The organism is Oerskovia jenensis, assembly GCF_016907235.1.
In the GTDB taxonomy this organism is placed as follows: domain Bacteria; phylum Actinomycetota; class Actinomycetes; order Actinomycetales; family Cellulomonadaceae; genus Oerskovia; species Oerskovia jenensis.
In genome coordinates this window covers 1,421,443-1,434,449 of record NZ_JAFBBO010000001.1, presented here as the reverse complement: position 1 = coordinate 1,434,449, position 13,007 = coordinate 1,421,443, and the positions used below count along the sequence as shown (strand labels likewise).

The 13,007-nt window shown below is 74.0% G+C and carries 12 protein-coding genes; 3 read left to right on the top strand and 9 right to left on the bottom strand.

Annotated elements, in window-relative coordinates:
* Window positions 1-49: 49 nt before the first annotated feature.
* Window positions 50-955: a L,D-transpeptidase family protein gene (locus JOD49_RS06445; RefSeq protein ID WP_205306440.1), complete on the bottom strand. Its 906-nt coding sequence runs from the start codon at window positions 953-955 to the stop codon at window positions 50-52.
* A 181-nt stretch (window positions 956-1,136) separates the two neighbouring features.
* On the opposite strand from JOD49_RS06445, the gene JOD49_RS06440 reads away from it, so the two are divergent.
* Window positions 1,137-2,525, top strand: a complete 1,389-nt coding sequence (locus JOD49_RS06440; RefSeq protein ID WP_205306439.1) for a phosphotransferase family protein — start codon at window positions 1,137-1,139, stop codon at window positions 2,523-2,525.
* Window positions 2,526-2,537: 12 nt separating this feature from the next.
* On the top strand, window positions 2,538-2,861 hold the full coding sequence (locus JOD49_RS06435; RefSeq protein WP_205306438.1) for a hypothetical protein: 324 nt from the start codon (window positions 2,538-2,540) through the stop codon (window positions 2,859-2,861).
* 126 nt (window positions 2,862-2,987) lie between these two features.
* On the opposite strand, the gene JOD49_RS06430 is transcribed toward JOD49_RS06435, so the two are convergent.
* From JOD49_RS06430 to JOD49_RS06395, 8 genes are all read right to left on the bottom strand, one after another.
* Complete coding sequence (locus tag JOD49_RS06430; RefSeq protein WP_191791574.1) at window positions 2,988-3,656, bottom strand: response regulator transcription factor; 669 nt, start codon at window positions 3,654-3,656, stop codon at window positions 2,988-2,990.
* Window positions 3,653-5,257 carry a sensor histidine kinase gene (locus JOD49_RS06425; protein ID WP_205306437.1) on the bottom strand — a complete coding sequence of 535 codons (1,605 nt, stop codon included), beginning with the start codon at window positions 5,255-5,257 and terminating at the stop codon, window positions 3,653-3,655. The genes JOD49_RS06430 and JOD49_RS06425 overlap by 4 nt, the downstream gene beginning before the upstream one ends.
* Window positions 5,257-5,688 (bottom strand): hypothetical protein, encoded by a 432-nt coding sequence (locus JOD49_RS06420; RefSeq protein ID WP_205306436.1) that lies wholly within the window; start codon window positions 5,686-5,688, stop codon window positions 5,257-5,259. The genes JOD49_RS06425 and JOD49_RS06420 overlap by 1 nt, the downstream gene beginning before the upstream one ends.
* 104 nt (window positions 5,689-5,792) lie before the next feature.
* Window positions 5,793-6,863, bottom strand: a complete 1,071-nt coding sequence (locus JOD49_RS06415) for an adenosine deaminase (RefSeq protein ID WP_205306435.1) — start codon at window positions 6,861-6,863, stop codon at window positions 5,793-5,795.
* A gap of 86 nt (window positions 6,864-6,949) precedes the next feature.
* Entirely contained in the window at window positions 6,950-7,570 is a 621-nt protein-coding gene (locus JOD49_RS06410; RefSeq protein ID WP_307822680.1) for a response regulator, read from the bottom strand.
* A 104-nt stretch (window positions 7,571-7,674) separates the two neighbouring features.
* Complete coding sequence (locus JOD49_RS06405) at window positions 7,675-9,045, bottom strand: sensor histidine kinase (RefSeq protein WP_307822421.1); 1,371 nt, start codon at window positions 9,043-9,045, stop codon at window positions 7,675-7,677.
* The gene (locus tag JOD49_RS06400) at window positions 9,032-9,886 is read right to left on the bottom strand and encodes an ABC transporter permease (RefSeq protein WP_205306433.1); all 855 of its coding nucleotides are present in this window, start codon (window positions 9,884-9,886) and stop codon (window positions 9,032-9,034) included. Before JOD49_RS06400 ends, JOD49_RS06405 begins: the two co-directional genes overlap by 14 nt.
* Complete coding sequence (locus JOD49_RS06395) at window positions 9,883-10,890, bottom strand: ABC transporter ATP-binding protein (RefSeq protein ID WP_205306432.1); 1,008 nt, start codon at window positions 10,888-10,890, stop codon at window positions 9,883-9,885. Before JOD49_RS06395 ends, JOD49_RS06400 begins: the two co-directional genes overlap by 4 nt.
* A 181-nt stretch (window positions 10,891-11,071) precedes the next feature.
* Here JOD49_RS06395 and JOD49_RS06390 point away from each other — a divergent pair, with 181 nt between their 5' ends.
* Complete coding sequence (locus tag JOD49_RS06390; RefSeq protein WP_205306431.1) at window positions 11,072-12,916, top strand: SLC13 family permease; 1,845 nt, start codon at window positions 11,072-11,074, stop codon at window positions 12,914-12,916.
* Window positions 12,917-13,007 lie beyond the last annotated feature (91 nt).

The following is a 13,007-nucleotide window of genomic DNA, read 5'->3' as shown; positions in this document are numbered from 1 at the left end:
CTTCGCCTCGCCGTGGGCGCTCGGCCCTGCGGACCGCGCCGCCCGACGCTCAGTAGACCAGCACGGTCGTGCCCGGCGGGGCACCCCACGAGTCCCAGATCCAGTTCATCGCGGCGTTGGTGACGCGCACGCACCCGTGGGACGCAGGGCTCGGCGGGACGGAGCCCGAGCCGTGCACCGCGATCCCGCCCGTGAAGAACTTGGGCCGCCACATGCTGCCCAGCTCGAGCTTCGACTCGTAGTTCGCGTCGACCTGGCGGCCCACCTGGAACGTCCCGCGCGGGGTCTTGGCGACGTACGTCCGCCCCTTGGCCTCGTACTGCTCGCCGTTGCCCGAGGAGGCGTTGAAGACCTTGGTGACCTGGCCGTCGTCGACCGCGAGCACGAGCTGGCGGGCGATGTCGATCTCGATCACGTGGCCCGACGTGCTCTGCGCGGCGGGCCGAACACCCTGGTCGAGCGCGGCCTGCGTCGCGGGACCCACGCGGCCGTCGCGACCGATGCCCGCGGCCTTCTGCAGCGCCCACACGGCCTGCTGGGTACCCGGACCGAACACGCCGTCGGGGGCCGCGCCCCAGTAGCCCAGGTCGACGAGCCGCTGCTGGAGCGCCGTGACCCGCTCGCCCGTGCTCCCGCGGACGAGCTCGACGGTCGCGGGGTCCGGCTCTGCCGGCGGCGGCGGTTCGACGGGCGGGGGCTCTGGTGCCGGTGGCGGCGCGGGCTCGACCGTGGGCGTCGGGGTGGGGACCTCGGGAGCCGGGCTCGGAGCGGGGGACTCGCTCGGTGTCGTGGAAGGTCGCGGAGTGCTGCGCGAGGACGCGCTCGGGGACGCCGACGCCGTTCCCGAGCCGCTCTCGACCCGCGGGCCGAGCGCGTCGCACCCGCCCACGAGCAGCATCGCGAGCACGGCGGCCGTCGCCGCTGCCCAGGTCTTCCTCGTCGATCGATCCGTCATGCGAGCTCCCCCTCGAGGTGGGGTCCTCCGCAGACCCCGTGTGACCACGGTCCCACGACGTACCGAGGCGTGGCGCCTCCTGGGGGCAGGGGTTGCGCAATCGTTGTGAAGCATGGGGACGGGGGCGACTGCCCCGGGACGTGCCCGCGCGGCTGCGTGAGAGGTCTCTCACGCAGCCCTCATGTCCACATCACACCAGGGCGGTGTCCTTGCTCCCATGGACACCGCTGCGCAGCTCCTCACCGGTCCCCGGGCGGGTGACCTCCTGGAGGCAGCGCTCGCCGTCGATCACGTGACCCTCGGTTCGTGGCGCGTGCACCAGGTGCACGCCCGCCCCGGCGCCGAGGTGAGCGTGGGGTACGAGGTCACGGTGCGCGGAGGGGGCGACGGTGCCCGCCCCCCAGCCGGACGACCCGAGTATCTCGTGGCCACCACCGCGGACCTCCCGCCGGACGTCGTCGAGCGGCGCGGGATCCTGCGCCTGGTGGACGGCGAGCAGACCGTCCACGTGTGGCGCCACCCCGTGGACCCCCTGCTGCCCGGTCTGGCGACGGCCTGCGACGCCGCGGCGCTCACCGACCGGTGGCGCTCGCTCGACCCGCACGCTCCCCTCGTCCTGGGGCTCGACCTCGTGACGTACCGTCCGTTGCGTCGCGCCGTGCTGCGGGCGCGGACGACCGACGGCGACGTCTATCTCAAGGTCGTCCGTCCGGACAGGGTGACGGACCTCCGCATCCGCCACGACCTCTTCCTGGTCGCGGAGGCCGCACCCATGGGCTACGCGCTCTCGGCCCCGCCCGCCGCGCCGCGCGTGCTCGCCTCGCTCGGCGAGGGCATCCTGGTGCTCGCGGCACGGCCGGAGGAGACGCTGGCCTCGGCGATCGCGTCCACCCCGAGGCACGAGCAGCCGTTCACGATCGACCCGCAGGAGCTGCTCCGCGCCCTCGGGGCTCTCCCGAGGGACGCCGTGCTGCTCGAGCGGCGGACCGCGTGGGCCGAGCGGTCCGAGCACTACGCGCGCGCCGCCGTCGGGCGCCTTCCCGGCCATGCCGCGCGCATCGAGGCGCTCGAACGCTCCCTGCGCCGGATCGTGGCCGACCGGGACCCCGGACCCGTGGTCGCGACGCACGGCGACTTCTACGAGGCGAACGTCCTGCTCGTCGGCGGAGCCGGGTGTCGACGTGTCGCCGCGGTGCTCGACGTCGACACCCTGGGACCCGGCCACCGCATCGACGACCTGGCCTGCATGACGGGCCACCTCGCGGTCCTGGAGACCCTCGCGCCCCAGGTCTACCCGGGCGTCCAGGGCCTCGTCGACCGGTGTCTCGCGGTGTTCGGCGAGGCCACCGATCCGATCGGGCTGCGTGCGCGCAGCGCGGGCGTCGTCCTGTCCCTCCTGCCGGGCGCGCCCCGCGAGGCGCTCGCGGAGGCCTGGCTCGGTGTGGCCGAGGAGCTCCTCGCGGGAGCCGAGACGCGTCTGAGAGTCCTCTCACCTCCGGCTCCTGCTCCTCTCATGCCCGGCTGTGAGCCTCGTGACGACGGGGCAGCGGTTCGGCTGCCCATCGTCTGAGGAGGTAGAACCATGGACGCACGCAAGATCTGGATCGCGACCGGCACGCTCGGAGTGCTCGGCGTCGGGCTCGGCGCGACGATGGCCGCAGCCGAAGCGCGCGCGGACGTCGATGCCCCCGCCGTCGTCGAGTCCGGCGACGCCGCGACGACGACGCCGGGCGTGGGCACGACCCCGAGTCCCTCGGACCTCGACCGGTCGAGCTCCACGACGACCGTGTCGACGAACACCGCGGGATCGGTGGTCTCCGCGCAGACCACGGCCACGGCAGCGAGCCCGGTGAGCTCCCAGAGCCCGGTCTCGGCACAGACGTCCCCGTCGGCGCCCACCCCCTAGGGCGGGCGCCCCGGCGGGGCGACTCAGCGGTCGGCGCGTCACCGACCGTACGTGAGAGGGCGGAGGCACACGGGCCTCCGCCCTCTCGTCGTCCCGTGGCCGCTGCGGTCCACGGCCGGCAGCGGCTCAGGCTGCAGGGTCCGCCAGCCGGTAGCCCATGCCACGGACCGTCACGACGCGCTCGGCACCGAGCTTGTTGCGCAGGTACCGCACGTAGACGTCGACCACGTTGGAGCCCGGGTCGAAGTCGTAGCCCCACACCCGCGACAGCAGCTGCTCACGGCTCAGGACCTGACCGGGGTTGCGCAGGAACGTCTCGGCCAGCGCGAACTCGCGGGCGGAGAGGTCGACCTCACGGTCCTCGGTACGGGCCCGGCGGGTGCGCAGGTCCAGGCTGAGCGAGCCGTGCGAGAGGACCGTGACCTCCCCGGCGGGCTCGGTCCGCAGGCGCAGCCGGATGCGCGCCAGGAGCTCCTCGAAACGGAAGGGCTTGACCATGTAGTCGTCGGCACCGCCCTCGAGCCCCGCGACGGTGTCGGTCACGGACGACCGGGCCGTGAGGATGATGACCGGGATGGTACTGCGGGAAGCGCGCAGGCGGCGCAGGACGGTGAACCCGTCCTGGTCGGGGAGGCCGAGATCGAGGATCATCAGGTCGTAGTCCCCGGTCTGGGCGAGGTCGTAACCCTCCCGGCCGGTGGTCACGGCGGCGCTCGCGTATCCGGCGGCCCGCAACCCCTTGGTCACGAACGACGAGATCCGGGTCTCGTCCTCGACGACGAGGATCTGGCTCACAACGATGTCCTTTCACCCTGACTGGCCCGAGAGATGACCGGGATCTCCATGGTGAGGGGTGTCTCGGTCGTGCTGGCGAGGGGAGACCTCGGGACGATGGAGGCCGTGCCCGGGCCACCGTGGTCCGCGGTGTCGGGGACGGCGGCCGAGGGGCCGGGGTCGAGCGGGAGGTCGAGCGTGAAGGTCGAGCCGAAGCCGCGGGTCGAGGAGACCTCGACCCGTCCTTCGTGTCCCCCGGCGATCGCGCTGACGATCGCGAGGCCGAGCCCCGCACCGTCCCGGAACGCCGGCTCGCGCTCGGCCTGCGCGAACCGGACGAAGATGCGTTCGAGCTGGTCGGGTGAGACACCGATCCCCTCGTCGCGCACCCAGAGGCGGATCCGACCGTCACGTACCGCGGAGCCCAGGGTGATCGTGGAACCGGGCGCGGAGAACTTCACGGCGTTGGACGCGAGCTGCAGCCAGGCCTGCGTGAGGCGTTGCTCGTCGACGTGAGCCGTGACCCCGGTACGCGCGTCGACGGTCCACCGACGGTCGCCCAGCAGACGGGCCTTGTCGAGGATGTCGTCCGTGAGCCGCCCGAGGTCCGTCTCCTCGAGCCGCACGAAGTCGGGGCTGCCCGCCGTGGCGAGGGTCATGAGGTCGTCGACGAGACGGTGCATCCGGTCGAGCTCGTCGAGCGCGAGGTCGCGGGTGCTCGCGGCGTCCTCGGGATCGCCGGGGTCCATGAGCTCGAGGTGCCCCCGCACGATCGTGAGAGGGGTGCGCAGCTCGTGCCCGACGTCGTCGAGGAGCTCGTGCTCGGCGTCGAAGGCGGCGGCGAGGCGGTCCAGCATCTCGTTGAACGCCTGCGTGAGGTCCGAGATGTCGTCGTTGCCCGTGACGGGGATGCGCTCGGAGGTGTGGGTGTCGCTGATGCGTCGGGCGGTCTGGCCGAGGAGCCGCACCGGTCGCAGGAGACGCCCCGCGACGAGCCAGCCCACGGCCGCGATCAGCAGCAGGGCCACGACCGCGATGATCGCGTAGGTCCGGAACACCTGGTCGAACTCGGCGTGCTCGGCGCTGCGGTCGAACGCCAGGACGAGCGCCGACGGGACGTCGCCGTCGGTCACGGGCACGACGAGGACCCGGTAGCTCGAGACCGGGGTCGTGATCTCCCGGAGCACCACGTCCCGACCCGTCGAGAGGGGTTCGAGCGCGTCCATGAGGACCTCGTCGTCCTCGAGCCGCAGGGGCACGGGCGTCGCGGCGATCCACTGCGCCCGGCCGCCGCGGAACCCGATCATGCCCTCGTGCGGGGCGGGGACGGTCTGCCGCATCGCGGTGTTCACGAGGTCGTCCGAGGACGTGAACCTCTCCCCGGTCGAGGGGTGCACCCCGTCGTGCGCGAGGGCCTCGAACTCCTCGAGCGAGCGCATGAGCGACTGGTCCATCCGGTCGTCGACGTGCGCGCGCTGGGCCGTGTAGGCGACGCCCCCCGCGATGATGAGGCCGAGAGCGGCCAGGGCGAGCACCGCCCCGAGGATCCGGGCGCGGACGGTCTGGAGCCGGGAGGGGGCACGGTGGGGCGCGGGCCCGGTGCCCGGGGTGTGCTGCGCCATCATCCGTTCCCCGTGTCTGGTGTCCACATGCCGTCGTTGTACTCGTCGGACGGGCGGTACATGCCGTCGTCGTACTGCTCGCCCGGGTGGTACATGCCGTCGTCGTAGGTCTGGTCAGGGGTCTTGCCGACCGTGTCCGTCCCGCTGCGGGGCGGGGCGGGCTGGACGGGGACCAGCGGCGAGCTCGGCGTCACCGGTTCGTCGTCGCCCTCGCTGTCGTCGTCCGGCTCGTCGTCGGTCGTCTCGTCGGGTGGCGGCGTGGGGGTCGGGGACGGCGGGGTGCTCTCCACGGGGGTGGGTGCCGGCGTCAGCACGACGAGACCCCGCAGGTCGCGGTCGGGCGGGCTCGCCGAGACGAGTGCGACCGCCCCGGCGCCCCCGCCGAGTGCGATCAGCACGAGCGCGATCACCCACACCGTCGTCCGTCGCATGGCGCGAGTATCTCGGGTGCGCATGAGAGAGGGATGAGAGCGTGTGTCACCGGTCGCCGTGGCGTCCTCGTCGACGCCCTCGCCGGTGTCCATGGCTCGGGGGGTCACCGTGCCGACCGATCGCCCTCAGGGGTGGGTGCGTCCGACGGCGCCACGGGATCCTCGGCGAGCCAGGCGTCGACGCCCGCGAGCAGCCGTGCCCGTGTCGCGGCCCCGGCACGGCTCGCCCGGATCGAGGACCTGGCCAGGTCCGCGAGCTCCACGTCGGAGAACCCGTGCTCGGTCCGCGCGGACTCGTACTGCGCCACGAGGCGCGAGCCGAAGAGCAGGGGGTCGTCGGCGCCGAGCGCGACCTGGGCCCCCGCGTCGACGAGCGCCCCGAGCGGGACCTGCGCGCCGTCGTCGTACACCCCGAGCGACACGTTCGAGGCGGGGCACACCTCGAGCGCGACCCCGCGCTCGACGACCCGCTCGAGGACCCGCGGGTCCTCGACCGAGCGCACCCCGTGCCCGATCCGGTCGGGGTCGAGATCGGTGAGCACCTCGTCCACGTGGTCGGGGCCGAGCAGCTCGCCCCCGTGCGGGACGAGCGCGAGGCCCGCCCGGCGGGCGATCGAGAAGGCCGGGGCGAAGGCCGCGGTGTCCCCGCGCCGCTCGTCGTTGCTCAGCCCGAAGCCCAGGACCTCGCCCGGGCCGTCGCCCACGTACTGGGCCGCGAGACGCGCGAGGGTCCGCGCGTCGAGCGGGTGGCGCATGCGGGAGGCCGCGACGATCACGCCGACCTCCGTCCCGGTCGCCGCACTGGCCCCCCGCGCTGCGTCGAGCACGATCTCGACGGCCGGCGAGATGCCGCCCACGAAGGGCGCGTACGAGGTCGGGTCGACCTGGATCTCGAGACGGCCCGACCCCTCGGCGGCGTCGTCCTGCGCGGCCTCGAGCACGATCCGGCGCATGTCGGCCTCGGAGCGCACGCACGCGCGCGCGGCGTCGTACAGGCGTTGGAACCGGAACCAGCCGCGCTCGGTCGCGGGCAGGCGCAGCGGGTCCCCGTCGAGCAGGGCCGACGGGAGCCGTACGCCGTACTGCGCGGCGAGGTCGTGCAGCGTCGCCGGTCGCATGGAACCGGTGAAGTGCAGGTGGAGGTGGGCCTTGGGGAGCTTCGCCAGATCACGCACAGAGGCAGTCTCGCACCCCGGCCGTCCCGGCCGAGGGCTCGCGCCACGCGACCACGGACCCGGGGGCCGCCACGGACCGGGTGAGATCACGCCCCGGGCAGGATCCCCCGCTCGATCGCGACGGTCACGGCGCGCGTGCGGTCGTCGACCCCGAGCTTGGCGAAGGCGCGCAGCAGGTGCGTCTTGACCGTGGCCTCGGAGATGAACAGCTCACGCCCGATCGCGGGGTTGCTCAGCCCGCGTGCGACGAGTGCGAGGACCTGGGCCTCACGCGCCGTCAGGCGCTCGCCCGGGGCACGCACCGACGTCACGAGCCGGGTCGCGACCGTGGGCGCCAGGACCGTCTCGCCGCGGGCCGCGGCGCGGATGCCCGCGACGAGCACGTCGCGCGGGGTGTCCTTGAGCAGGTAGCCCGTCGCGCCGGCCTCGACCGCGCGCAGGATGTCGGTGTCGGTCTCGTACGTCGTGAGCACGACGACGCGCGGGCGCCTGGCCCCCGGCGCGCAGGAGCCGAGGATCTCGGTCGTCGCGCCCACGCCGTCGAGCACGGGCATGCGCAGGTCCATGAGCACGACGTCGGGGACCAGCTCGCGCGCGAGCGTCACGCCCTCGCGGCCGTCGCCCGCCTCGCCGACGACGACGAGGTCCGGCTCGGCCATGAGCATCCCGACGAGCCCCGAGCGCACCACGGGGTGGTCGTCGACCACGAGGACGCGGACCGGGGGAGCCGACGAGGACGCACCGGTCCCGGTCGCCGAGACGGTCGTCCTGGGGCGGGAGGGCGAGGAGGACGGACGGTCGGCGGTCGAGGTCACGGGTGGCTCCGGGGGAGAGGGGTGGGCTGGGGCGGGGCGCCGGCGGGGTGGTCGGCGGGCACGGGCAGCTCGACCCGGACGCTCGTCCCACCACCCGGGGGCGACAGGACGCGCACCGTGCCCTCGCCCTCGGCGACGCGTTCACGCATGCCGCGCAGACCGAACCCTTCCACGACGCCCGGTCCGAGCCCCCGACCGTCGTCCGTGACCTCGAGGACGACCGTGGCGCCGTCGGGTGCCGACCTCTCCGGGCCGCCCGGCCCCGCCCCCTCGCCCAGGGAGACGACGACGGAGCTCGCCTGCGCGTGCCGGCGCACGTTGGCCAGGGCCTCCTGCGCGGACCGCAGCAGGACGACGTCCTCGGCGCTGCCCAGCCCCGGGACGACCGACAGCCGCAGCGTCACCGCGACCCCCGACTCGTCCTCGAAGCGGCCGGCCAGGCGCTCGATCGCCTCGACGAGCGTCGCGCCCTGCAACGGCACGGGGGAGAACGCGGTGACGAGGGACCGGGCATCGGCCAGGTTGTCGCGCGCCGTCGTCTCGACGAGCGCGAGCCGGTCCCGGGCCGCGGCGATGTCGTCGCGGTCGAGGTCGGCGCTCGCGGCCTGGGCGAGCATGACGACGCTCGTGAACCCCTGCGCCAGGGTGTCGTGGATCTCGCGGGCCATGCGCTCGCGCTCGGCCGCGACCCCGGCCGCGTGGTGGACCGTCCCGAGCTCTGCCTGCGCGGCGTGGAGGTCGTCGACGAGCTGGGCATGGCGTGCGGTCTGGAGCATCGTCTGGCCGACCCAGATCCCGAGCAGGATCGAGAAGGCGAGCGCGACCCCCATCTGCGGTGCGGCCCTCGTGAGGGCCTCGCGGGAGAACCCGGACGCGGCCGTGAGCGCGAGGGTCGTGCCGACCGCGAGCAGGGTCGAGAGCACGAGGCTGACCCACCGGCGCTCCGAGAGCATCCAGATCTGGGTGAACGCGACGAACAGCAGGAACGTCCCGAGCTGGTTCTGGATCACGGCGACGTCGGTCGCGACGATCAGGATCAGCAGGTAGGTGACCGCGAGGCGCTGGTCGCGGTTCCGCGCCGCCGGCCTGCCGAGGAACGTGTACGCGAGCAGGATCACGCCGATCGCACCCAGGGCCACGGCGAGCCGGTCGGGCTCGTTCCCGGCCAGGAGCAGCGCGACCGCGCTCAGGAGCACCACGACGTAGAAGCCCACGTCCCACCACACGACCACGTGGTCCCACGAGGACTCGAAGCGGTCCAGCGCGGAGCCGGTCGACGGGCCCTGGCCCGCGGCGGGGTGCACGGGGCGATCGCCTGCGGCGCGCTCCGTCGCCGGCCGGTCCACCGGGCTCTCAGCCGTCGTCACGCCGCCTCCACCTGAACGTCCGGACCCCTACCACGAGGCCCACGACGAGCCACGCCACCAGTACAGCAGCCGTTGCGCCGTGCTGCCACGACCCGCTCGGCTCGAGGGCCGCGGCCTCGGGCGGCAGGAACACCGAACGCATGCCCTGCGCGAGCCACTTGAGGGGGAACACCGAGGCGATCTGCTGCATCCACGAGGGGAGGGCGAAGAACGCGAAGAACACGCCCGAGATGAACTGCAGCACCAGGACGATCGGGGCCACGACGGCGCTCACGGACTTCCCGGAGCGGGGGACCGAGGAGAACGCGACGCCCAGCACCGAGCCGGTCGCGGTGCCGAGCACGAACACCCACGTGAACGTCGCCCAGGCCGCGGCGGTGGTCGGCATCGGGACGTCGAACGCCGTGGTGGCGAGCAGCAGCAGGGCGGCGGTCTGGACGATCGTGACGAGCAGGACCTGCCCGATCTTCCCCAGGAAGTAGGAGGTCGCGGGCAGGGGCGTCGCCCGCAGGCGCTTGAGCGTGCCGTCGTCGCGCTCGACCGAGATCGAGATCGCGAGGTTCTGGAAGCTCGTGAGCATGACGCCCGTGGCGACCATGCCCGGCAGGAAGTACTGCGCGTACGGCACGGATCCTGCGGCACTGCCCTGTTCCTCCTGCCCGAACACCGTCGCGAAGATCGCCATCATGATGAGCGGGTACGCCAGGATGAAGACGACCGCGTCGCGCTCGCGCAGGAACGCGAGCATCTCGATCCAGGTCCGCCGCAGCCCGATCCTCACGGTGCCGGGCAGGGGCCGCCTGGCGGGCAGCTCACGGGTGGGGGCGCTCTGGGCGCTCATCGGGAGACCTCCTGGGTGAGGGACGGGGACGAGGGGTCGGCCGGGTAGGCGTCGGGCGACGGCACGGAGGCCGGCGGGGTCGCGGACGGCGCGGACGGCCCGGTGGGCGTGGCCCCGATGAGCTCGAGGTACACGTCCTCGAGGCTCGGCTGGAGCACCCGCAGGCCGGGCACCTCGCCGTCGGGTCCGGCCAGGCGTGCCGCGAGCGAGGTGACCAGCGCGGTCGAGTGGTCGGTCCGCTCGGCGTGCGTGACGCCGTCCGCCTCCCACCGCACGACGGGGCGCAGCGCGTCCGGCCCACCCAGGTCGGCCGGCGCACCGAGCGCGACGACCTTCCCGTCCCGCACGACGGCGGCGCGGTCGGCCAGGTGCGCGGCCTCGTCGAGGTAGTGGGTCGTCAGGAGGATCGTGGTGCCGCCCGCGCGCAGGGCCAGGACGAGGTCCCAGAAGCTGCGGCGAGCCTGCGGGTCGAACCCGGTCGTGGGTTCGTCGAGGAACAGCAGCTCGGGGTCGCCCACGATCCCGAGCGCGACGTCGAGGCGGCGACGCTGCCCGCCCGAGAGCTGGCGGGCGCGCGTGGACACCTTCTCCTGCAGCCCGACGGCGGCGATCACCTCCTCGGGGTCTCGGGGGGCCGGGTAGAACGTCGCGAAGTGGTGCACGAGCTCGCGCACCGTGAGCTCGGCCTGGTCACGCGAGTCCTGCAGCACGACGCCGATCCGGCTGCGCCACTCCCGTCCGGCGAGCGCGGGGTCCTCGCCCAGCACCTGGACCTGCCCGGCGTCGCGCTTGCGGAAGCCTTCGAGGATCTCGACCGTCGTGGTCTTGCCCGCGCCGTTGGGGCCGAGGACCGCGAAGATCTCACCGCGCTCGACCGTGAGGTCCAGGCCGTCGACGGCCTGCTTCACGACGCCGCCGCGCTGCGCGTACCGCTTGGTGAGCCCCCGGACCTCGATGGCCGGGGAGCCCGTTCCTGCTCGGGGAGGAGTCCTGTCTCTGCTCATGGCTCCAGCCTTGTCGGCGGGGCCCGTGCGGCGCGACGACCGGTCGGGTGGACGGGGCGTCCACCGACCGGTGGACCCCGAGGGGGACGCCCGGGCACCGCCGAGGGCGACGCCCCGACCCGGCCCGGGGACGAGCGTGCCTGCCGCGCCCCGTCCGGTCACGGCCGCTACTGTCGGCCGCATGAGCGACGCCGCGATCACGCTGACGGTCCTCGCGGCCGCGGTGGTCCTGTTCGTGTGGAACCGGCTGCCGGTCGCGGTGGTCGCCCTGGGCGTCGCGCTCTCGCTCCACCTCACGGGAGTCCTCACGGTCGAGGAGGCGCTCGCGGGCTTCGGCACCCCGACGGTCGTCCTCATCGCTGCACTGTTCGTGGTCGCCGAGGCGCTCGACGCGGCCGGCATCACGGCCTGGGCGGGGCAGCAGCTCATCGACCGGGCCGGCACGAGCCCGGCCCGGCTCATGGTGCTCATGCTGGTGCTCTCGGCCGTGCTGTCGGCCCTCGTGACGCCCAACGGTGCGGTCGCGGCGCTGTTCCCCATGGTCGTGGTGCTCTCGACCCGTCTGGGGCGGTCGCCCTCGCAGCTTCTGCTGCCGCTCGCGTTCGGGGCGCACGCCGGGTCGCTCCTCCTGCTGACGGGCACGCCGGTCAACGTGATCGTCTCCGCGACGGCGCTCGCGGAGACGGGGACCGGCCTGGGGTTCTTCGAGTTCGCGCTGGTCGGGCTCCCGCTCCTGGCGGGCACGATCGTGGTGTGCGTGCTGTGGGGGCCGCGCCTGCTGCCCGACCGCAGCGCTCGCTCGCTGTCGCGCGACCTCACGGGGCTCCCGGCCGAGCTGCTGCGCGAGTACGCGCCGTCGGGCGTCATCGCGCGGCTCGAGGTCCCGACGGGTTCGCCGCTCGTCGGGGTCGCGACCGACGCGATCGACACGGGTGACCGGGCGGTGCACGCGGTCGCGGTCCAGGACGGCGCGGGCCGCCCGTCTGCGGGGGTCGTGGCGGGCGGCCGTCTCGTGGTGCGCGGGAGCCGTGCGGGCGTCGAGGCGTTCGCGGCGTCGCGCGGTCTCGTGGGGGCCTCGCCCGGGCCCGACGGCGAGGAGGTCGTCTGCGGTCTCGTCTCGCGTGAGCACGGGGTCGCCGAGGTCATCGTCCGCCCACGCTCGGGCCTGATCGGTGCGCGCGTCTTCCCGGGCATGATCACGGACTCGGGCGAGCTCGTGATCCTGGCCGTGAAGCGGCTCGGGGAGGTCCTCGAGCCCGCGGACGACGGGGAGAACCGCCCGGCGGCCGACCCGCACGAGCACGAGATCGTGCTGCGCCCGGGGGACGCCCTGCTGCTCCAGGGGACGTGGGAGGCGCTCGACCGGCACACCGACGACCCGGACGTCCTCGTGGTCGACACCCCCGACGCGATCCGCCGTCAGGCCGCACCCCTGGGTCGGCGCGTCGTCCCGGCCGTCGTCGTGCTCGCGCTCATGGTGGTCGGGCTCGCCACGGACGCGCTGCCCGCGGCAGTCACGGCCGTCGGCGCGGCGATCGCGATGATCCTGCTGCGCGTCGTGACGACGCGACAGGCGCAACGGTCCATCTCGCTCACGACCGTGATCCTCGTGGCGGGCATGATCCCGCTGTCGACCGCGATCACGGCGACGGGGGCCGCGGAGATCGTCGCGTCCGGGCTGATCGACCTGGTCGGTGGAGGAGGGCTGACGCTCCTGCTGCTGGGGATCTTCGTGCTGTGCGCGATCCTCGGCCAGCTCATCAGCAACATGGCCACCGCCCTCGTCATGATCCCGATCGCGGGGTCGATGGCCGCCGAGCTGGGGATCTCGCCCGTGCCGCTCCTGATGTGCGTCGCGGTCGCGTCGGCGGCGGCGCTCCTGACCCCCGTCGCGACGCCCGGCAACATGATGGTCATGGAGCCCGGTGGCTACCGGTTCGGCGACTACTGGCGGCTCGGGCTGCCCGTGCTCGTGGTGTACCTCGTGGTCGCGGTCTTCCTCGTGCCGCTGGTCTGGCGGCCGTGAGGGGAGCGTGCGTCCCGCTCCGCGCGCGCCGGCCGGTCGCGTCCCGTCACGTCGGGCGGGCGCGCCGGGGGAGCGGGGAGCCGGGCCCGAC